General features: G+C 70.1%; 14 protein-coding genes. 7 read left to right on the top strand and 7 right to left on the bottom strand.

What is annotated here, in order from left to right; genetic code table 11:
• Window positions 1–423 precede the first annotated feature (423 nt).
• Window positions 424–2844, top strand: a complete 2421-nt coding sequence (locus ABZ664_RS32900) for a hypothetical protein (protein WP_362518695.1) — start codon at window positions 424–426, stop codon at window positions 2842–2844.
• 49 nt (window positions 2845–2893) lie between these two features.
• On the opposite strand, the gene ABZ664_RS32895 is transcribed toward ABZ664_RS32900, so the two are convergent.
• A complete protein-coding gene (locus tag ABZ664_RS32895) occupies window positions 2894–4069 on the bottom strand; it encodes a cytochrome P450 (RefSeq protein WP_362518887.1) in 1176 nt (391 codons plus the stop codon).
• Window positions 4070–4384: 315 nt separating this feature from the next.
• Window positions 4385–5944 (bottom strand): GMC family oxidoreductase N-terminal domain-containing protein, encoded by a 1560-nt coding sequence (locus ABZ664_RS32890; protein WP_362518883.1) that lies wholly within the window; start codon window positions 5942–5944, stop codon window positions 4385–4387.
• 171 nt (window positions 5945–6115) lie between these two features.
• Here ABZ664_RS32890 and ABZ664_RS32885 point away from each other — a divergent pair, with 171 nt between their 5' ends.
• On the top strand, window positions 6116–7648 hold the full coding sequence (locus tag ABZ664_RS32885) for a long-chain fatty acid--CoA ligase (RefSeq protein WP_362518692.1): 1533 nt from the start codon (window positions 6116–6118) through the stop codon (window positions 7646–7648).
• A gap of 103 nt (window positions 7649–7751) precedes the next feature.
• On the opposite strand, the gene ABZ664_RS32880 is transcribed toward ABZ664_RS32885, so the two are convergent.
• The 4 genes from ABZ664_RS32880 to ABZ664_RS32865 all read right to left on the bottom strand — a co-directional run bounded on the left by ABZ664_RS32880 (window position 7752) and on the right by ABZ664_RS32865 (window position 13140).
• Window positions 7752–9011 carry a class I SAM-dependent methyltransferase gene (locus tag ABZ664_RS32880; protein WP_362518689.1) on the bottom strand — a complete coding sequence of 420 codons (1260 nt, stop codon included), beginning with the start codon at window positions 9009–9011 and terminating at the stop codon, window positions 7752–7754.
• Window positions 9012–9028: 17 nt separating this feature from the next.
• Window positions 9029–10378 (bottom strand): FAD-binding oxidoreductase, encoded by a 1350-nt coding sequence (locus tag ABZ664_RS32875; RefSeq protein ID WP_362518879.1) that lies wholly within the window; start codon window positions 10376–10378, stop codon window positions 9029–9031.
• Window positions 10379–10496: 118 nt separating this feature from the next.
• Window positions 10497–11477, bottom strand: a complete 981-nt coding sequence (locus ABZ664_RS32870; RefSeq protein ID WP_362518686.1) for a 2-hydroxyacid dehydrogenase — start codon at window positions 11475–11477, stop codon at window positions 10497–10499.
• Between the two features lies 1 nt (window position 11478).
• On the bottom strand, window positions 11479–13140 hold the full coding sequence (locus tag ABZ664_RS32865) for a serine/threonine-protein kinase (RefSeq protein WP_362518683.1): 1662 nt from the start codon (window positions 13138–13140) through the stop codon (window positions 11479–11481).
• Window positions 13141–13342: 202 nt separating this feature from the next.
• Between ABZ664_RS32865 and ABZ664_RS32860 the strand changes: the two genes are divergently transcribed.
• From ABZ664_RS32860 to ABZ664_RS32850, 3 genes are all read left to right on the top strand, one after another.
• Window positions 13343–14476, top strand: coding sequence for a CaiB/BaiF CoA-transferase family protein (locus ABZ664_RS32860; RefSeq protein WP_362518681.1), 1134 nt, complete (start codon window positions 13343–13345; stop codon window positions 14474–14476).
• The gene (locus ABZ664_RS32855) at window positions 14476–15129 is read left to right on the top strand and encodes a nitroreductase family protein (RefSeq protein ID WP_362518679.1); all 654 of its coding nucleotides are present in this window, start codon (window positions 14476–14478) and stop codon (window positions 15127–15129) included. Before ABZ664_RS32860 ends, ABZ664_RS32855 begins: the two co-directional genes overlap by 1 nt.
• Window positions 15130–15318: 189 nt before the next feature.
• Window positions 15319–15546 (top strand): hypothetical protein, encoded by a 228-nt coding sequence (locus ABZ664_RS32850; RefSeq protein ID WP_362518676.1) that lies wholly within the window; start codon window positions 15319–15321, stop codon window positions 15544–15546.
• A 119-nt stretch (window positions 15547–15665) separates the two neighbouring features.
• Here ABZ664_RS32850 and ABZ664_RS32845 read toward each other — a convergent pair whose 3' ends face one another.
• Entirely contained in the window at window positions 15666–16133 is a 468-nt protein-coding gene (locus ABZ664_RS32845; protein ID WP_362518673.1) for a GyrI-like domain-containing protein, read from the bottom strand.
• 134 nt (window positions 16134–16267) lie between these two features.
• On the opposite strand from ABZ664_RS32845, the gene ABZ664_RS32840 reads away from it, so the two are divergent.
• A complete protein-coding gene (locus ABZ664_RS32840) occupies window positions 16268–17707 on the top strand; it encodes a GuaB1 family IMP dehydrogenase-related protein (RefSeq protein ID WP_362518670.1) in 1440 nt (479 codons plus the stop codon).
• A gap of 139 nt (window positions 17708–17846) precedes the next feature.
• Window positions 17847–18722, top strand: a complete 876-nt coding sequence (locus ABZ664_RS32835; RefSeq protein WP_362518665.1) for a general stress protein — start codon at window positions 17847–17849, stop codon at window positions 18720–18722.
• Window positions 18723–18828: the final 106 nt, after the last annotated feature.

The raw sequence follows: 18828 nt of genomic DNA, 5'->3' as shown, positions 1-18828 counted from the left end.
AAGGCCGATGCGGCCCGATAAGCAGGGTCGCGGCACGCATAGGGCAAGACTATCGCAGCCCGCAAGGCGTATTCGTGGCCAGCGAAAACAGGGCCGATCACGGCAAACAGGAGACAGGATCCGGCCAGGTCAGCAGAATGGAGGCTCCCGTTCTCCCCGGGGCAACGAGACCCGATGGCTATACGCCTGTTGTGACCTCGTATGTCTCTCGCGTTTACTCTTCTAACCGTGGCACATTCAGCAGAGCCGGGGCAGGGCCCGGATCCGATGGAGGTCGGCCTGCCCATGCAGGATCCACCGACCGATCCCACCGGACTCCAGTTCAGGGGAGCGTTCTCCAGTTTCCCTGCGAACCCCCCCGTCTCACGTGAGACCATGCCCAATACGCCTAATTCGGGCACCCGCGCGGGAGGTAAGGAAAGCATGGCCTCGGAGCAGTCCAGCCAGTCCCACCTGCCTTCGGCATGGCCGGAGGCTGCCGAGCCGTCGCCCTCGTGGTCGAACGATTCGCTTGGCACCGGACCCCGGCTGCCCCTCCCGCAAGATGAACAACAAAGCGGCAACGGCTCCTCCTGGCAGACCTCACCCGGCGGAGGACAGCGCGCCTCCACCCCTCAGGCCGACATCCCCGGCGGCGGCCGGTCCCAGAACACCCCGCCCCAGAGCGACGGTCGCCCGCAGAGCCCGCAGGCAGACAGCTGGGCGCAAGCCTCAGCCCCGCAGAACGACGGCTGGGCACAGGCGACCACCCCTCAGGTCAGCAGCTGGCCGGATGCCTTCAGCCCGCGCAACGACGGATGGGCGCAGGCGTCGGCCCCGCAGAACAACGACGGCTGGGCACAGGCGACCACACCTCAGGCTGACGGCTGGGCACAGGCGTCAGCCCCGCAGAACAACGACGGCTGGGCGCAGGGATCCGGTTCACAGGCCGACAGCTGGGCACGGGCGACCAGCCCGCAAGCAGACGGCTGGGCACAGGCCTCGGCTCCCCAGACCGACAGCCGACCCCAGGGTTCCGGCTCTCAAGCAGACGGCTGGGCGCAAGGATCCGGTTCACAGGCCGACAGCTGGGCACAGGCGTCAGCCCCGCAGAACAACGACGGCTGGGCGCAGGGATCCGGTTCACAGGCCGACAGCTGGACGCAGGCATCGGGCCCGCAGGGCACCGACAACCCGCACCAGACCCCACCCGGGAACGGCAACGGATGGCCGCAGCCCACCTCCCCCCAGTCCCACAACGGCGACCAGGGCCAGACTCCCCCGGCAGACTCCTCCGGCGGCTGGCCCCAAGCAGGCACCCCCAACGACACCTGGCCCCCCACCCCACCCCACAGCGACGGCCGCACACAAAACCCGCAGGCCGACAGCTGGGCACAGGCGACCGGCCCGCAGGGGAACGCCCAGCGGCAGGGCTCCGGCGCGGCGGGGGAGACGTGGCAGGCCACCGCACCGGGGCACGAGCCCTCCGGTCGCCCCTCGGCGGAGAACAACGCGTGGCCGCCGGCGCAGGCGGAGAACGCCCCCTGGCCGCCCGCCTCTCCGGCGGGCGGTGACACCTGGCCCCCGGCCTCCCCGGGAAACGCGGGGTTCGCCGAGGCCCCCACCTCGACGTTCTCCCCCGCTTGGGCGAACGGTGACGCTCCGGCCGCTCGCTCCGGCGGCGCCCTACCCGGCACCGCTCAGGGTTCCCACCCCGGCGCCACCCCCTTCGGCGGCACCTCACCCGATGGCGGCCACCCGAACGGTGTCCAGAACGGCGGCGACTCCGGCGGCGAAAACGCCCGGCGCGGTTACGGCGTGCCCGACAACCCCGCCATGTGGGCCCTGGCCGCGGCGAACGCGGAGGCTCCCAACGCGTCCTCGGCTCTGGGAGCACCCCCTGTTCACCCCGGAGCCGACCCTCGACAGGGCGGCCCCCAGCAGGGTCAGCCTCAGCCTGGTCAGGTGAACCACCCTGGCCAGCCTGGTCATCACCTGAGCCGCGACCCGTCCGACCCGAACAAGCCGTTCGTCACCGCGGGTCAGATCAGCGGCCCGAAGACGCCTCCGCCGGAGCGCCAGCAGGAGTTGTGGAACACGGTCTTCGGCGACAACTACCAGGCCATCGAGGACGAGGAGGACGGGGAGCGGGGCCGACCGGTCTGGATCTTCGCGCTCGCCGGATCCGTGGCCATCGCGCTGCTCGGCGCGGTGCTCTGGGCCTTCCTGGCCGGGCCGCTTGCCTCGGCCGACGAGGAGATCCCCTCCGACCCCAAGCCCGCGGCGACCCAGAAGTCGACCAAGCCCGCCGCCATCGGCCGTCTGCCGCGCTTCACCGGCGACGCCTCACCGGTGGCAGGTACGCTCACCGACCAGCAGGCGGGGATCACCCTGGCCCAACTCGGCGCCCCCTGGCGGCAGGACCAGCGTCCCGGCATGCCCGCCAGCTACGGCTTCACGACCCGCCAGTATCTCCCGGCGGGCGCGGACTCCACGGGCAAGACCCAGTTCGCCCAGCTGATGTCGGGCCCCCTCTCACCGCGTTTGAAGGCGAAGTACACCTCGCCCGAGAACCTCGCACCGGTGATCAACGCGGTCGCCTCCAGCGGGCGCAACAAGTTCTTCCCCGAGGGAAACACCGCCCGCAAGACCGCCCAGCAGACCCTGTCGGTGAACGGCCTGCCCGGCCAGCTCGCCGCGTATGAGATCACCGCGGGCGACTCGAAGACGACCATGGTCGTGGCCGCCGTGAGCACCGGCGCCGACCTGCCCGCGATCGTCTACATGTCGGTGCCGGACAGCAAGAAGGAGTTGCTCCCCGACATCAACACCGTCTTCAAGTCGATCCGCGCGCTGGAGCGGTGAGCACCGCGCCCGTCCCGAAGGTCGAGGAGCGCCGGAAAGTCACGGAAGGCTAGAAGGTGCACCTCATGCGCTTGATGCCGTTGATGAAGCTGGAGCGCAGACGGTCGGGCTCCCCTTCGGAACGGATGTCGGGCAGGCGGGTGAACAGCTCGCGGAACATCACGGTGATCTCGCGGCGGGCCAGGTGGGCGCCGAGGCAGAAGTGCGGCCCTGGCCCGCCGAAGCCGATGTGCGGGCCCTCGGTGCGCTGGATGTCGAAGCGGTGCGGGTCGGTGAAGACGCTCTCGTCGCGGTTGGCGGCCCAGTAGTACAGCAGGACCTTCTCACCTTCGCGGTAGAGGTGGCCGTTCATCTCGTAGTCGCGGGTGAGGCTGCGGCGCATCCAGGCGACGGGCGAGGCGAGGCGGACGATCTCCTCGACGGCACCGGGCAGGCGCCCTTCGAAGTCTTCGAGCAGCAGTGCCCGCTGGTCGGGGTTCTCGCTGAACAGGTGCAGACCGTGCGAGATGGCGTTGCGGGTGGTCTCGTTGCCCGCCACCACCAGCAGGATGAAGAACGAGCCGAGCTCCTGCATCGTCAGCTTCTCACCGTCGATGTTGGCGCTGGTCAGTGCGGTGGTGAGGTTGTCTCCGCCCTCGGCGGCCAGGGAGACGACGAGGTCCTGGAGCCCCTGTCCCGCGCCGAGGAGCAGCTCGGCGGCGCGGCTGACATCGGCGATGAACTCGGGGTCGCCGCCCGACAGGATGATGCTCGTGGCGTCGAAGACCGCCTGGTAGTGCTCGGGGCCGATGCCCATCATGTCGCAGATGATCTTCAAGGGCAGCTTCGCCGCCACCTCGGTCACGAAGTCACAGCCGGGACCCTTCGCGATCAGATCGTCCACGATCCGCACGGCGGCGGCCTCGACGTCGACCTCGAACTGCTTGATCATCTTTGGCGTGAACGCCCTGGAGACGATCCTGCGCAGCCTCGCGTGCCGGGGGTCGTCCATATTGATCATCGAGCCGAAGTACTCGCCGAAGTCGGGGCCGAGGTCCTGGATGGACGTCGCCCCCCGGCCCGAGGAGAAGACGTCGGGGTGGCGGCTCGCCTCGATGATGTCCGCGTGCCGCACGAGGGCGTAGTAGCCGGGGCCCGGCGGGGCGAAGGGGATCTCGGGCTCGGCGAAGAGGACGGGGCCCGGCTGCGCGCGAAGCACCGCGAAGGCGGCCTCCCGCTCCGCCATCGGCCGCTCCCAGAAGGAGATGTCCGACAGGTCGATGTCCGCGAGTGAAACCGTCACGCCAGCCTCCACTAGAACCGCGTTCTGTTTCTTGGATCCTGCCACAGGACCCTCACCTCAACCAGCACAGAACGAGGTCGTCGCCTTTCCCGGAGCACTCCTGATGCGGGAAGCGCCCGGCCTGGAGAACATGCTCCCCCCTGCGCCCCTGCGAAAGGAAGGCCGGAGCCCGGCCAAGCCGGTCCTCCCGCGCGACCGGTACGCGGGAGGCGTCCGGTGACCGACGTCACAACGCACAGCGCCCCGGCACCTCGCGCCTCAACGCCTCAACGAGTCCCCGGCGACGAGGTCGGCGGCTCTTTCGGCGATCATCACGGTGGGCGCGTGGGTGTGCCCCCGGGGGATGACCGGCATGATCGAGGCGTCGACCACCCTCAGACCGGCGATCCCCCTCACCCTCAGGGCGGAATCCACCACCGATCCGGGATCCTCACCCATCCGGCAGGTGCCGACCGGATGGTAGAGGGTCTCGCTGCGTTCGCGGATCCAGCGAACGAGCCCCTCCTCGGTCCTCGGACCCCAGTACGGGTCCATCGGGGGTCCCGCGAGTGGCCGGAGCGCCTCGGTGGCGAACAGTTCCCCGGCCTTGCGCAGCCCGGCTACCTGACGGCGGACGTCGGCCCGCGCCGTCAGGTAGCCGGGGTCGATCACGACGTCCTCGCCGTCCAGCGAGAGGCGGCCTCGACTCTCCGGCCGGAGCAGGACCGAGGCGATGGTCAGGCCGTGCCCGGGCGGCGGGGTGAGGCCGTGGCCGATGAACGACCCGGGAGCGAAGATCAGCTCGATGTCGGGGGCGGGCTCCTCGTCCGAGGTGCGGATGAACGCCACGGCCTCGCCGACGTTGGAGGTGAGCATGCCCCGGCCTTGGGCCAGGAAGCGGAACAGGTTGCCGGGCGCCTCGGCACCGGCGAGGGTGATCGGCTTGAGGCAGTGCAGGAAGACGCCCGAGGCGAGATGGTCCTGGAGGTTGGCTCCGACCTCGGGCAGTTCGTGGACCGGCTCGACGCCCGCGGCCAGCAACTCGTCCACCGGGCCGATGCCCGACAGCATCAGCAGGTGCGGTGAGCCGATCGCCCCGGCCGACAGGATGACCTCTCCGCGCGCCCGCGCCACCGCTGCGTCGCCGTCGCCGTACTCCACCCCGGTCGCCCGCCCGTCCTCGACGAGCACCCGGCGTACGCGCGAGGAGGTCAGCACGGTGAGGTTGGGGCGCCCGGCCGCAGGGGCGAGGTAGGCGTCGACGGAGCTCCAGCGGCGGCCCCTGTGCTGGGTGACGGGTGTCGGCGAGCAGCCCTCATTGGAGGGGCCGTTGAGCTCGTCCAGGCGCGTGATGCCCAACTCCTCGCAGGCCCGCAGGAAGAGCGCGGTGGCGGGGTTCGGGGAGCGCAGCTCCGAGATGTGGATCGGGCCCTTCGTGCCGTACACGTCTCCACGGTTGGAGCCCGTGCGGCGCTCGGCCCTGCGGAAGTACGGAAGGACCTCCTCGTAGGACCAGCCTGGCACGTTCCATCCGTCGTAGTCGGCGCGATGCCCGCGCACCCACATCTGGGCGTTCATCGAGGAGGACCCGCCGAGCATCCGGCCGCGCGGCCAGTAGAGTTCCCTGCCGGACAGCTCGGGTTGCCCGACGGTGGTGAAGTCCCAGTCGCACTCGGTCTTGAACAGCTTGGCGAAGGCGGCGGGCATCCGGACCTCGAGTCTCCGGTCGGAACCACCCGCCTCGATGAGGGCGACCCTCGCGTGAGGGTCGGCGGAAAGACGGTTGGCCAGCACGCATCCGGCCGACCCCGCGCCCACGATGACGTAGTCGTACTCCACGCTCAATGACCTCTCATCACACAGACGACCGGCTCATCTCCCCGTAAGCGCGCTCTCATCTGCTTACTCCCCCACGCTTTGCCAGTCAATTCGTGGCCGCGCTACCTACCGGTCGGTATCTCTGACTGCCAGTATGAGCAAAGTCAGAGCCCGCTTGGAGGAGGACGCACGATGCTCAACCTGTCGATCGCCCTGGAGGACAGCGCCCGGGAGGCCCCCGACCGCACCGCACTGGTCTTCGGTGACCTGCGGCTGCCGTACTCCCTGGTCAACACCATCGCGAACCAGGTTGCCAACCTACTGGTCTCCCGGGGGATCGGTAAGGGCGACAAGGTGGCGCTGGCCTGCCCCAACCTGCCCTACTTCCCCTTCGTCTACTACGGGATCCTCAAGACCGGCGCGACGGTCGTGCCGCTCAACGTGCTGCTGCAGTCCAGAGAGATCGCCTACCACCTGGAGGACTCGCAGGCCAAGGCGCTGTTCTGCTTCGAGGGCACCCCCGAGTTGCCGCTGGGCGAGCGAGGGAGGGCGGGCTTCGAGGAGTCATCGGCGGAACACTTCCTCGTCCTGCCCGCCACCGCGTTCGCCACCGAGTCCGAGTACGGGGAGACGTTGTGGGCGGCGCTGGACGGCGTGTCCGGCGAGTTCGAGACCGTGCAGACCTCGCCCGACGACACCGCGGTGATCCTGTACACCAGCGGCACGACGGGCCAGCCCAAGGGCGCCGAGCTCAGCCACCAGAACATGCTGCTCAACGCCATGGTCTCCGATGAGATGTTCCCTCGGACCGAGGGCGGCGACGCCTACCTGGCGGTGCTGCCGCTCTTCCACTCCTTCGGGCAGACCGTCGTCATGAACGCCGGGTTCCGGCGCCAGGCGACCATCGTGCTCCTGCCGCGCTTCGAGCCGGGCCCGGCCCTGGAGCTGATGCGCGCCGAGAACGTCACGCTGTTCGCGGGCGTGCCGACCATGTACTGGGCCATGCTGTCGAAGATCCACGCGGACGGCGACGAGGTGCCCACCTCGCTCAAGGTCGCGGCCGCCGGTGGCGCCTCCTCCCCCGTCGAGGTGCTGAAGGACTTCGAGAGGACCTTCGGGATCGGGATCCTGGAGGGCTACGGCCTGTCGGAGACCTCCCCGGTGGCCAGCTTCAACCAGCCGGGCAGGCCCAGCAAGCCCGGCTCGATCGGCACCCCGATCTGGGGGGTGGAGATGAAGCTGATCGACGCCGACTGGAAGACGATCGAGGGTGAGGGGCCCGGCGAGATCGCGATCCGCGGTCACAACGTCATGAAGGGCTACTACAACCGGCCCGAGGCGACCGCCGAGGTCATGAGGGACGGCTGGTTCCGCACCGGCGACATCGCCACCCGCGACGCCGACGGCTACTACGCCATCATCGACCGGGTGAAGGACATGATCATCCGGGGTGGTTTCAACGTCTACCCGCGCGAGCTGGAGGAGGTCCTGATCACCCATCCCGAGGTCTCCCTCGCGGCGGTGGTCGGGGTCGCCCACGACTCGCACGGCGAGGAGGTCAAGGCGTACGTCATCCGCACCCCCGGCGCGACGATCACCGAGGACGAGCTCGTCGCCTGGAGCAGGGAGAACATGGCCGCGTACAAGTATCCGCGGATCATCGAGTTCCGTGACGCCCTGCCGATGACCGCGACCGGGAAGATCCTCAAGCGCGAGCTCCGCTGAGAGGTGAGAGGCCTGCGGCCGATGAGAGCACGGCGGCGGCGCCGGTTCCGGGAGGCACGCGACGTGCCTCCCGGAACCCGCGCGTGAGCGGGTGTTCCGGAGATCAGGGCCAGTCGGTCGAGGGGCGGAGCGGGACGCCGGCCCTGCCGTCGTCGTGGAGCTTCACTCCGAGGATCTGGTGAAGCTGAATCTTGTTGCGTTCGAAGCCGACCACGCAGGCCGCCATGTAGAGGCGCCAGACCCGTGCCGTGCCCTCGCCGACCTCCTGGACCGCCTCGTCCCAGTGGTCGTCGAGGTTGGAGCACCAGAAGCGGAGGGTCTGCGCGTAGTGCTCGCGCAGGTTCTCCTCGTGGCGGATCTCGAAGCCGGTGTCCTCGATCTGGCGGGCCAGGTAGCCGACCGACTCCAGCTCTCCGTCGGGGAAGACGTAGCGGTTGATGAACCCACCGGCGTTGAGCGTCTTCTCCGTTCCCGTCGGGCGGGTGATGCAGTGGTTGAGCAGCCGGCCGCCGGGGACGAGCTTGTCGTAAAGGAAACGGAAGTAGAAGGGCAACTGGTCCTTGCCGATGTGCTCGGTCAGGCCGATCGAGCTGACGGCGTCGAAGCCGGTCTCCGGCACGTCGCGGTAGTCCATGTGGCGGACCTCGGCGAGCTCACCGAGACCGGCCTCGGCGATGGCCTTCTGCGCCCACTCGGCCTGCTGGCGCGAGAGCGTGACACCCAGCGCCTTCACACCGTACTCGCGGGCGGCGTGGATGACCATGCCGCCCCAGCCGCAGCCGACGTCCAGCAGCCTCATGCCGGGCTTGAGTGCCAGCTTGCGGGCGACGAGCTCGAACTTGGCGAGCTGCGCCTCCTCCAGCGTGGAGTCCTGTTCGGGGAAGACCGCGCAGGTGTAGGCCATGGAAGGGCCGAGCACCCACGAGTAGAACTTGTTGGAGACGTCGTAGTGGTGGTGGATGGCTTCGGCGTCACGCTGCTTGGCGTGCCTGCTGCCCATCCGGGCGAGCACGCTGCGCCGCACCTCCTGCGGAGGCGGCGGCATTCGCGTCAGCAGCGGGCGGACCCCGATGGCTCGAACGGCCGAGAGCTTCTGCCCGACCGGGATGTCGTTGACGGTGAGCGACCACATGCGGGACAGCAGGGTGTACATGTCACCGTGGACGTCGAGATGTCCTGACACGTACGCCCTCGCCAGACCCAGCTCTCCGGGTGCCTGCGCCAGGTAGGCGACGGCCGCCGGGGTTTTCACCTCGACGCTGATGTCGGCACCGTCCGGTCCGGCCTTGCTTCCGTCGTAGGCGACGAAGCGCACGTCCGCCTCGGGCCCCATGACCTTCTCGAAGATCTCTGCGAGCGACACAGAAACAACCTCTCCTACTAACGCCCCCGAACACACTTGTCGTAGAGATCGAGCAACCGGCCACCCCCGTCGTATGCCCGCTTGACCGGCCAGTAGGCAGTTCCGTTATAAAACCGCCAAAATTCATCTTCTGGGTAAAACGAAGTGGAGTACAGCGATTTATGCCCCTCCAGCTCGTGGACCCGATTCTCGATCAGACGGTTGTGATAGCCGTCGAACTGCCCCCTGGGGAGCGGCACCGTTCCCCAGAAGCCGAAGTTGACGTAAAGCCGTCCCGGCTCCAGCGGGTAGAGCGGCCACTCGCCCGTGGACCTCAGCGGGCACATCCAGACCGGCGCCATCCCGACCTTGGTGTGGAAGAACTCCAGGAACTCGGCACCGCGCTCGACGGGAACCTCGATGTCCTGGATGACCGACTCCTGCACGGGCAGGTCGCGCCAGCGGTCGACCTTGGCGATCACTCCGTACTTGCGGTCGAGACCGACGAGCCTGCGGTAGACGTCCGAGCGCATCCACTTGCGCGGCATCAGGGACCGCACCAGCGCGGTCTGCACGCCGAAGGCACGCGAGCACCAGAACCAGTCGGTGTCCCAGCGCCACAGGTAGTCGCGCACGGTGAGCCAGTCACGGGTCCTGGTCTGGATCGACCGGTAGTAGATGCGCATCCCGGTGTAGTCGGAGAGGTACGGGGCACGCTCGGCGAAGCGGCCCACCGTGATGTAGAGCTCGCCGGGCTCGAAGAACGTGCCGTCCACGAAGTCGACGCGCTCGCCCTCGTACTCGCCGCGCTCGCAGATCTCCCGCATCGCGAGCATGCACTTGTCGGCGTCGCCGAACGGGATGTGGGTCAGCCTGACGTAGGGCTGAACGCGCTTGAGTTTGATCCGGATCCGCAGGGCGTAGCCGAGCGTGCCGTAGGAGTTGGGAAACGCGCGGAACAGGTCGCGGTGCTCGTTGTCGTCACGGGCCACGACGATCCGTCCGTCACCGGTGAGGATCTCCAGCTCCTCCACCGACTCGTGCGGCAGCCCGTCCCTGAAGCTGGTGGACTCGATGCCGAGCCCCGTCACCGCCCCGCCCAGCGTGATCGTCTTCAACTGCGGCACGACGTGCGGCATGAACCCGTGGGCGAGCGTGGCGTCCACCAGGTTCTCGTAGGTGGTCATCCCCTGGACCTCGGCGGTCATCGCCACCGGGTCGACCTCGATCACCTGGTCCAGGTCTTTGGCCGACAGCTTCGCCGAGCGGGCGCCGTCCCTGAACCGGAACAGGTTCGTGGTGGCCTTGGAGAGCCGGGGCGCCGCGTCCTGCGGGATGGCGGCGTAGGACGCCCTGATCTGTTCCACCGCCTGCCGGTGCGCCGGCATTCCTGTCGTCTGTCGCACGGTAATCACCCCCATGACCTCATCAGAAAGATCGCCCCTAGGCACGCTATATCTCGGATGTCTCCGGAACCAGGTGGGACGCGTTAAACACGAGAAAACTCTACGACCGCTCTTCCAGTGATCTTCGACCGACCACCGCATCAACCCCGTTGACCACATTCGTCACCGGACGGCCCTCGATCGCGGCCTCCAGGTTGTCCAGCACGCACCGGATCAGGCGGCCGGTCGACTGAGGGGTCACCCCGGCCACGTGCGGCGAGAGCAGGACCCGGGGAGCGGTGCGCAGCGGGTCGTCCGGCGGCAGCGGCTCGGTGTCGAACACGTCGAGCGCGGCGCCACCCAGGTGCCCGGACTCCAGGGCCGCCAGCAGCGCCGCCGAGTCGACCACCTGTCCCCTCGCCGCGTTCACGAGCAGCGAGCCCGAGGGCATCAGGGAGGGGTCGATCATCCCCCTGGTCTCCTCCGTCAGCGGGATGACCAGAACGAGCACGTGGGAGCTCGCGACGAGATCACCGAGCTCTCTGTAGGTGTAGGGCACCTCGCGCGGCGTACGGGTCCAGTAGGAGACCTCGCATCCGTGGGCGGCGAACATCCGGGCGGCGGCCTCGCCGATCGGGCCGAACCCGACGATGCCGACGCGCGACCCGTACAGCTCGGCGGGGCCGAGGTCCAGCTGTGGCCAGCGTCCCGCGCGGACCGCCGCGTCGGCGTCGAGCAGCCGCCGCGACAGCGCGAGGGCGGCGGCGAGGCACCACTCGGCCACCCCGATCGCGCTCACCCCCGCGGTGTTGGCCAGCGGCACGCCCGCCGCGGCGAGCGCGGCGAGATCGTGGCCGTCCACCCCCACGGAGGGCTGCTGCACGAACGCCAGGTCCGGCGCGGCCCGGACGGCCTCGGCGTCCAGGGTGAGCCCGCCGCTCCAGTCGCCGACCACGATCTCGGCGTCGCCGAGTGCGGCGAGCAGCGACTTTCTGTCTCGGGTCGCGGGAACCGAGACGGCGATCCGGTCGCCGAGCGAGCCGAGCAGGTTGCGCACCGCCTCCTCGGGGAGCGGCGGCAGCGCGAGCACCTTCCAGGGCATGTCACTCACCTCCACGGGGGTGGAAGCTGTTGAACACGCGGGTCATGAGGGCACGCTGGGTGTCCCAGTCGGCCTCGTGGGTGGTCCAGCTGAGCACCAGCACCGAGTTGCCCACCGCGACGAACCGCCGCACCTCGTGATAGGTCACCCCGGACCTGGCCCAGGGTGCTCCCCCGCCGTCCTTCATGCTCCAGGTGAACTCCCACTGGAGCCCGGCCCCGTAGGCGAGGGGGATGCTGACCGTGTCCTCGGAGTGGATCTCGCTCCACTGGGCCGCGTTCTCCCTCACGACCTCCTGGAGTGCCTCCAGTCCGTCGGCGTCTCCCTCCAGCGGCTCCACCGACATGTGGGCTGCCCCGTCGCGACGCAGCCACTGGGTGTATCCCGTCTCGGCCGCCCAGTCACCGCTCCATCCGGCCGGGTAGCTAATCGACCAGTTCTCCGGGGGACGTGCCCGCCACACCTTCAGCCCTCCGGCGGGCGCCGTCGTTCTGGTCGGGGTCGGAGTCGGGGTGGCAGTCGGGGTCGGGGTGGGCGTCGGCGACGTGGTCTGCTCCACCGGCGTCGGCTCGGTCTGGGCGACCGTGGGCACGGAACGCGCCACCGGCTGCTGGTCGGACCGCGACATCGCCACGGCCGCCGCGGCGCCCCCCGCGGCCAGGGCCACGACGGCCCCCAGGATGAGGGGGAGCCGCCCTCCCCCTCGACGCCCGGAGGCAGCCGAGATCCCGGTCTCGTGCCTGTTCTGGGAGGTCCTGCCGGCGTGGCCGAAGCTCTCCTCCGTACGGTGCCCCCTGCCTCCTGCCGCGGGGCGGACGACGGTCTCCCCGGTGCGGCGGGCCGCGGCCGACGGGTTGTCGATCACCTCCGCCAGCATCGCGTCGGCCTGCCGCACGGTCAGCCTGTGGGCGGGCTCCCGCTGGAGCATGCCGGTGAGCACCGCTCGCATCTCCGGAGGTACCGGACCGAAGTCGGGCTCCTCGGTGAGGAGCGCGCTGAGGGTGGAGATGGCGTCGCGGCGCTCGAAGGGCCCCCTGCCGACCAGCGCCGCGTAAAGGGTGGCGCCGAGTGCCCACAGGTCCGACCAGGGGCCGGCGTCGACGCCGGTGGCGCGCTCGGGCGGCAGGAAGCTGGGCGAGCCCGTCACCATGCCCGTCTGGGTGAGCGAGGTGTCGCCCTCGACGGTGGCGATGCCGAAGTCGGAGAGCACCGCGCGTCCCTCGGTGTCCAGCAGGATGTTGCTCGGCTTGACGTCGCGGTGCAGGATCCCCGCCTCGTGGGCCGCGCGCAGGGCCGACAGGACCTGGCGGCCGATGTCGGCGACCTGGCGCACCGGCAGCCGGCCGACCTCGTCCAGCCCGCGCGCCCTGACCAGCTCCATCACGATCCAGGGGCGGCCGTCCTGCTCCGCCACGTCGTAGATCGCCACGATGCCCCGGTGGTTGAGCCTCGCCGCGGTCCTGGCCTCGCGGGAGGTGCGGGTCAGCTGGACCTGGTGCTCGGCCGGGGAGAGGTTGGGCGGCAGGAGCACCTCCTTGACGGCGACCGAGCGGCCGAGGAGGGTGTCGTGGCCTTCCCACACCACGCCCATCCCGCCCCGGCCGAGCTCTCGCAGCAATCGATAGCGCCCAGCGACCACCCGTTCACTGTGCGGATATGTCATCGTAAGACCCCTAGGTACCATTCGGAGAGGGCGCAAGTTTCCCATACACGCGCGGGCCTCACGCGGCTCCTGGCGATGTGTCTTGCCATCGAAAGTCGAATGTTGTTCTACTGTGGCGAGAGGGACGGCAGTGTTCACGACCAAGTGATTGCTCGTCAACGCCGTACCCGCAGAGAACCGGCGACCCCCGAGGAGAATGTCGATGGAGCGCGTGACCAGGAAGGGCCCGCTGGCCGGAGTCCGCGTGCTCGAACTGGCGGGACTGGCCCCCGGGCCGTTCGCCGGGATGATGCTTGCCGACCACGGGGCCGAGGTGCTGCGCGTCGATCGCGTGAGCGTCGTCGCCAAGGCCGGGGACAGGCCGCGCGCCGACGTGATGGACCGGGGCAAGCGGACGGTCGGCCTGGATCTCAAGTCCCCCCAGGGGGTCGCCGCGTTCAAGGAGCTGGCCCGCCGGGCCGACGTGGTCGTCGACGTCTTCCGGCCGGGAGTCGCCGAACGCCTCGGCATCGGCCCGGCCGACCTGCACGCGGTCAACCCGCGCCTGATCTACGGGCGGATGACCGGCTGGGGCCAGGACGGCCCGCTCGCCCCGACCGCGGGGCACGACATCGACTACATCGCCGTCTCCGGCGCGCTGTCGATGCTGGGCCGCGCGGGCGAGCGCCCCACCCCGCCGATCAACATCCTCGGCGACTTCGCGGGAGGCGGCCTCATGCTCGCGTACGGCGTGCTGCTGGCGCTGATCGAACGCGAGCGGACCGGCGTGGGACAGGTGATCGACGCCGCCATGGTGGACGGCGCGGCGACGCTGTTCGCGATGTTCTGCCACGGCGTGCAGACCGGCGGCTGGGGCCCGCGCGGCACGAACCTGCTGGACACCGGCGCGCCGATGTACGACACCTACGAGACCGCCGACGGCGGATACATGGCCGTCGGCGCGCTGGAGCCGCAGTTCTGGACGGAGATGATCACCCTGATGGGCCTGGAGGACCTGCCCGACCGAGACGACAGGTCGCGGTGGCCCGCGCTCCGCGAGCGACTCGCCGAGGCGTTCCGATCCAGAACCCGCGCCGAGTGGGAGGCGGTTTTCGACGGTACGGACGCCTGTGTCTCCCCCGTGCTGGAGATGGGCGAGGCCGCGGATCACCCGCACAACAAGGCGAGGGGCACCTTCGTCGAGATCGGCGGGATCAGACAGCCCGCGCCCACGCCACGCCTGCTCGGCGCGCCCGAGCAGGACCTCTCCCCCTCCACCCGGCTGGACGACCTCTCCTCCTGGGGCCTGGCCGACGAGACCGCGACACGGCTGCGCGAAGCGGGGGTGCTGGCCTGATGGACGTTTTCGAGGCCCTCTACACCACCAGGGCGATGCGCAGGGTCAGGCCGGACCCGATCCCCGAGGAGGTCCAGCGAAGCATCCTGGACGCCGCGGTCCGCGCGCCCAGCGGCGGCAACGTGCAGAGCTGGCGCTTCCTGCTCGTCGACGACCTCGCGGTGAAGGAACGGCTCGGCCCTCTCTACAGGGACGCGCTCGGACAGCTCTTCGAGGGCCACTACCGGCCGATGCGCGAGAAGGCCGAGGCCGAGGGCGACACCCGGACGCTCAGCGTCCTGAAGTCGGCCCAGTACCTGGCCGACCACTTCGAGGGCTATCCGCTGCTGCTGTTCGCGTTCGTCCGCAACGACCCGTCCGGCGGCTCGATCTTCCCCTCGGTATGGAGCGCGCAGCTCGCCGCCCGCGCCCACGGGGTGGGCAGCGCGCTGACCAGCGTGCTCGGCATCTTCCACGCCGAGGAGACGCTGCGGGTGCTCGGCGTGCCCGAGGGCAAGGGCTGGACCCTGGCCTGCACGGTCACCTTCGGCTACCCCACCGGACGCTGGGGCGTCGCACCCCGCCGCCCCGCGCACGAGGTGAGCTACCGCAACCGGTGGGGCCAGGACGTGGGCTTCGAGATCCCCGAGCCCCTGTGGGGGCAGGAGGGCTGACCGCCGGCGGCCTGGACCGCCCCGCCTGGCAGTGAAACGGCCTCTCCCGAGGCTTGAACGGAACGACCCCCACCCGAGACACGGGCGGCCCATCGCCGTTCCGGGGCCCGCTCCGCTCCACCGGTCCGGTCGGCTTCCGCGCCCCAGGCACCCTCCTCACAATCCGAGCGCGACCTGGACGAGCGCCAGGTGGGCGAGCGCCTGCGGACCGTCGCCATCGCCCACCGGCTCACGACGGGCATCCTGGCCGCCGTCTTCGTCATGGCCCTCGCCCTGGGCGTCGCACTGGGTCGCGAATACTCCATGCCGGGGGACGCGTCCTTCGCGCTGACGCTCGCCCTGGCCCTGACGCACTTCGTGCTCCCGCTGGTCGTCTCCGGCTGGCGGCTGCCCGACCCGCCCGGTGACGAGGACTGAGCCCGTCCCCGCAAATGGCCCCGACCGGGAGAAACCGGCACGAGGGAACACGAGGGAAGGACCCGGAGCGGCCGCGGGGACCCCGGCCGCTCCGCCCGGCGTGCCGGGAACGGCCCCGCTCAGCGCATCGGGGACAGGACCGCCGCGTAGATGTCGGCTCCCCCCGGGTGGTGCACCTCCAGGTCGGTGGTGAAGGCCCTCGGCGGGGTGCCTCCCGACTCGGTGTGCTTCCACAGCTGCTGCCACCCCTCCAGCAGGACACCCGGCATCGGCCCGCGGACCTCGACCTTCAGCGACGGCACCCCCGGCACCCGTACCGCCACCATCCCCTCGGGCAGCGCCGCGGCACTGCGCACGGCGACCCCGACGATCTGGGTGTAGGCACCGTGGTGGTCACTCTCGTAGTCGGTGAGCACCGCGTAGATGTTCTCGTCGACCCGTCCCGGCACATGGGCGAACGCCCCCGGGGACCCCGCCCGCGCCCAGAGCACGCCGAGCCTCCCCCGGCCAGGCTCCGTCTCGTCGGCGTTCGACGTCCGTACGGCATGACCTACGACGAGCATCTCGGGCCGATCAACCACGATCACAATGCCTCCTCATGGCCATCCACTTATTCACGCAAATCGGATCCTAGTCCCCGCTCCGAGCTGCCAGTCCTCTTCGAAGGCCGGGAAAAGGGGAACGCTCATATCCGGCAATTCACGGCATAAGGTGGAGCAACGTGAGATTCCTCAATGAGATGGCACCGGCCTACGACCTGACCTACAGCGACGTCTTCATGGTTCCGTCGCTCTCCTCCGTCGGCTCGCGGCTCGCCGTCGACCTCTCCAGCCAGGACGGCACCGGAACCACCATCCCCGTCGTGGTCGCCAACATGACGGCGGTGGCGGGGCGGCGGATGGCGGAGACCATCGCGCGGCGGGGCGGGATCACCGTGATCCCGCAGGACATCCCGATCGACGTGGTCACCGACGTCGTCGACTGGGTCAAGAAACGCGACCTCGTCCACGACACACCGCTCACGCTCACCCCGCACGACACCGTCGGAGAGGCGCTCAACCTGCTGCCCAAGCGGGCCCACGGCGCGATCATCATCGTCGACTGGGACAACCGCCCGGCCGGCGTGGTCACCGAGAGCGACTGCTCGGGCGTGGACATGTACACCCAGCTCTCCCAGGTGATGTCCGACCACCTGCTCACGCTGCCCGCAGGGCTCGACCCGCGCGAGGCCTTCGACCGCCTCCACGAGGGCCGTCACCGGCTCGCCCCCGTCGTGGACGCGGACGGCCGGCTGGTCGGCATCCTGACCAGGACGGGCGCGCTGCGCGCCACCCTGTACCGGCCTGCCGTCGACGACTCGGGCAGGCTCCGCGTCGCGGCGGCCGTCGGAGTCAACGGCGACGTGGCCGCCAAGGCCAAGGAGATCCTCGACGCCGGGGTGGACTGCCTGGTCGTGGACACCGCCCACGGCCACCAGGAGAAGATGATCAGCGCCCTGAGGGCGGTCCGCGCGCTCGGCCCCGACGTGCCCGTCGCGGCGGGCAACGTCGTCACCGCCGCGGGCGTGCGGGATCTCGTCGAGGCGGGGGCGGACATCGTGAAGGTCGGCGTCGGCCCCGGGGCGATGTGCACCACCCGGATGATGACCGGCGTGGGCCGCCCGCAGTTCTCCGCCGTGCTGGAGTGCTCCGCCGAGGCCCGCGGGCTGGGCCGCCACGTGTGGGCCGACGGCGGCGTCCGCCATCCCCGCGACGTCGCCCTCGCCCTGGCCGCGGGGGCGTCCAACGTGATGATCGGCTCGTGGTTCGCGGGCACCTACGAGTCGCCGGGCGACACCCGTACCGCCGCCGACGGGCGCAAGTACAAAGAGAACTTCGGCATGGCCTCGGCCCGGGCGGTGAGACTCCGCACGGCGGAGGACTCCCCCTTCGACCGGGCGCGCAAGGCCCTGTTCGAGGAGGGAATCTCGACCTCCAGAATGTATCTCGACCCGGCCATGCCCAGCGTCGAGGACCAGATCGACGCCATCGTGGCCGGTCTGCGTTCCTCGTGCACCTACGCGGGGGCCTCCACCCTGGAGGAGTTCCACCAGCGCGCGGTGATCGGCGTCCAGAGCTCGTCCGGCTACACCGAGGGAATGCCGCTCCACCAGAGTTGGTGATCCACCCGACGGCGCGGGACACCGTTTTCCCGGGATCTCGCCGTAGAGGTCGAGATCCCGGGAAAGGACACGCATCCTCCTACCGCCACGGGGTAGTCGGCTCGTCGAGCCATCTTCCACCACCGAAAGGCGAGCGGACATGAATGGAACGCCCACCGGCCTGGACACGCAGGTCGTCGTGGACCGGAGGGTCCTGGCAGGCTACGACAACTACCTCGCGGCACAGCGAACCGTGGACGGGCTATCCGACGCGGGCTTCCCCGTAGAGAACGTGGCGATCGTCGGCAGCGACCTGAAACTCGAGGAGACCGTCACCGGCAGGATGACCAACGGGCGGGCCGCGCTCACCGGAGCCGGAAGCGGCGCGGCCTTCGGCGCCGTGGTGGGAATGTTCCTCGGCCTGTTCACCTCGACCACGATGTCGTTCTTCGTCCTCGTGCTCTGGGCGGCCCTGTGGGGGGCCGTGATGGGAGCCGCGTTCGGGTTCATCAACCACCTTTTCACCGGCGGCAAGCGGGACTTCGCCTCGCGCAGCGCGATCGTCGCCGGCCGCTACGACGTGCTGGTCGCGGCCTCCCACATGGACCACGCGCGGGCCGTCCTGGAGTCGACCCCCGGCCCTGCCGACACCATGGTGGTGGAGGTTCCCCCCTCCGCCGGCATGTACGACCCGGCCGCCACCGGGGCCACCTCCCCCACCCACGCCGCCCCCTCACAGACGCTCGCCACCGACATTCCCCCGCAGCCGTCCGCCCCCGACCTCTCCGGCCGTCCGGTCACCTCCGACCTGCCCCCGCAGCCGGTCATCCCCGGGCGCGCCGCGCGACCGGCCACCGCGGACCATCCCGCGCCCGCGGACGACCCGGCCCCCGCGTCCCCCGCGCCGTCGCACGCCGAGGACGGTGCCGAGGCGGTGCGGCCCGGCACCGCCGAGCACCGGATCCCCGCGCAGCCGACCTCTCCCGACCGCCCCGCCGCCGCCCGGTCGGCCGGTTCCGAGCGGCCCGACTCCTGAGTGCGCCTCGTGAGAGAGTCCCGACAGATGGAACGGCAGTGGGCAGCACGAACTTTCCGCGCACGCCACCAGGTCGTCGCATCCGGCGTCCATCGCCCGGATCAGC

The organism is Streptosporangium sp. NPDC006930 (assembly GCF_040635605.1).
Classification (GTDB): domain Bacteria; phylum Actinomycetota; class Actinomycetes; order Streptosporangiales; family Streptosporangiaceae; genus Streptosporangium.
Note: the sequence above shows the minus strand (reverse complement) of the source record. Positions and strands in the feature narration are given on the sequence as shown.

Bases quoted from the DNA above. Each gene is read 5' to 3' on its own strand.
- ABZ664_RS32900 (WP_362518695.1), top strand. From the start codon at position 424: ATGGCCTCGGAGCAGTCCAGCCAGTCCCACCTGCCTTCGGCATGGCCG.
- ABZ664_RS32895 (WP_362518887.1), bottom strand. From the start codon at position 4,069: ATGGCGGAGCGGGAGGCCGCCTTCGCGGTGCTTCGCGCGCAGCCGGGC.
- ABZ664_RS32885 (WP_362518692.1), top strand. From the start codon at position 6,116: ATGCTCAACCTGTCGATCGCCCTGGAGGACAGCGCCCGGGAGGCCCCC.
- ABZ664_RS32875 (WP_362518879.1), bottom strand. From the start codon at position 10,378: ATGCCGGCGCACCGGCAGGCGGTGGAACAGATCAGGGCGTCCTACGCC.
- ABZ664_RS32870 (WP_362518686.1), bottom strand. From the start codon at position 11,477: ATGCCCTGGAAGGTGCTCGCGCTGCCGCCGCTCCCCGAGGAGGCGGTG.
- ABZ664_RS32865 (WP_362518683.1), bottom strand. From the start codon at position 13,140: ATGACATATCCGCACAGTGAACGGGTGGTCGCTGGGCGCTATCGATTG.
- ABZ664_RS32860 (WP_362518681.1), top strand. From the start codon at position 13,343: ATGGAGCGCGTGACCAGGAAGGGCCCGCTGGCCGGAGTCCGCGTGCTC.
- ABZ664_RS32855 (WP_362518679.1), top strand. From the start codon at position 14,476: ATGGACGTTTTCGAGGCCCTCTACACCACCAGGGCGATGCGCAGGGTC.
- ABZ664_RS32835 (WP_362518665.1), top strand. From the start codon at position 17,847: ATGAATGGAACGCCCACCGGCCTGGACACGCAGGTCGTCGTGGACCGG.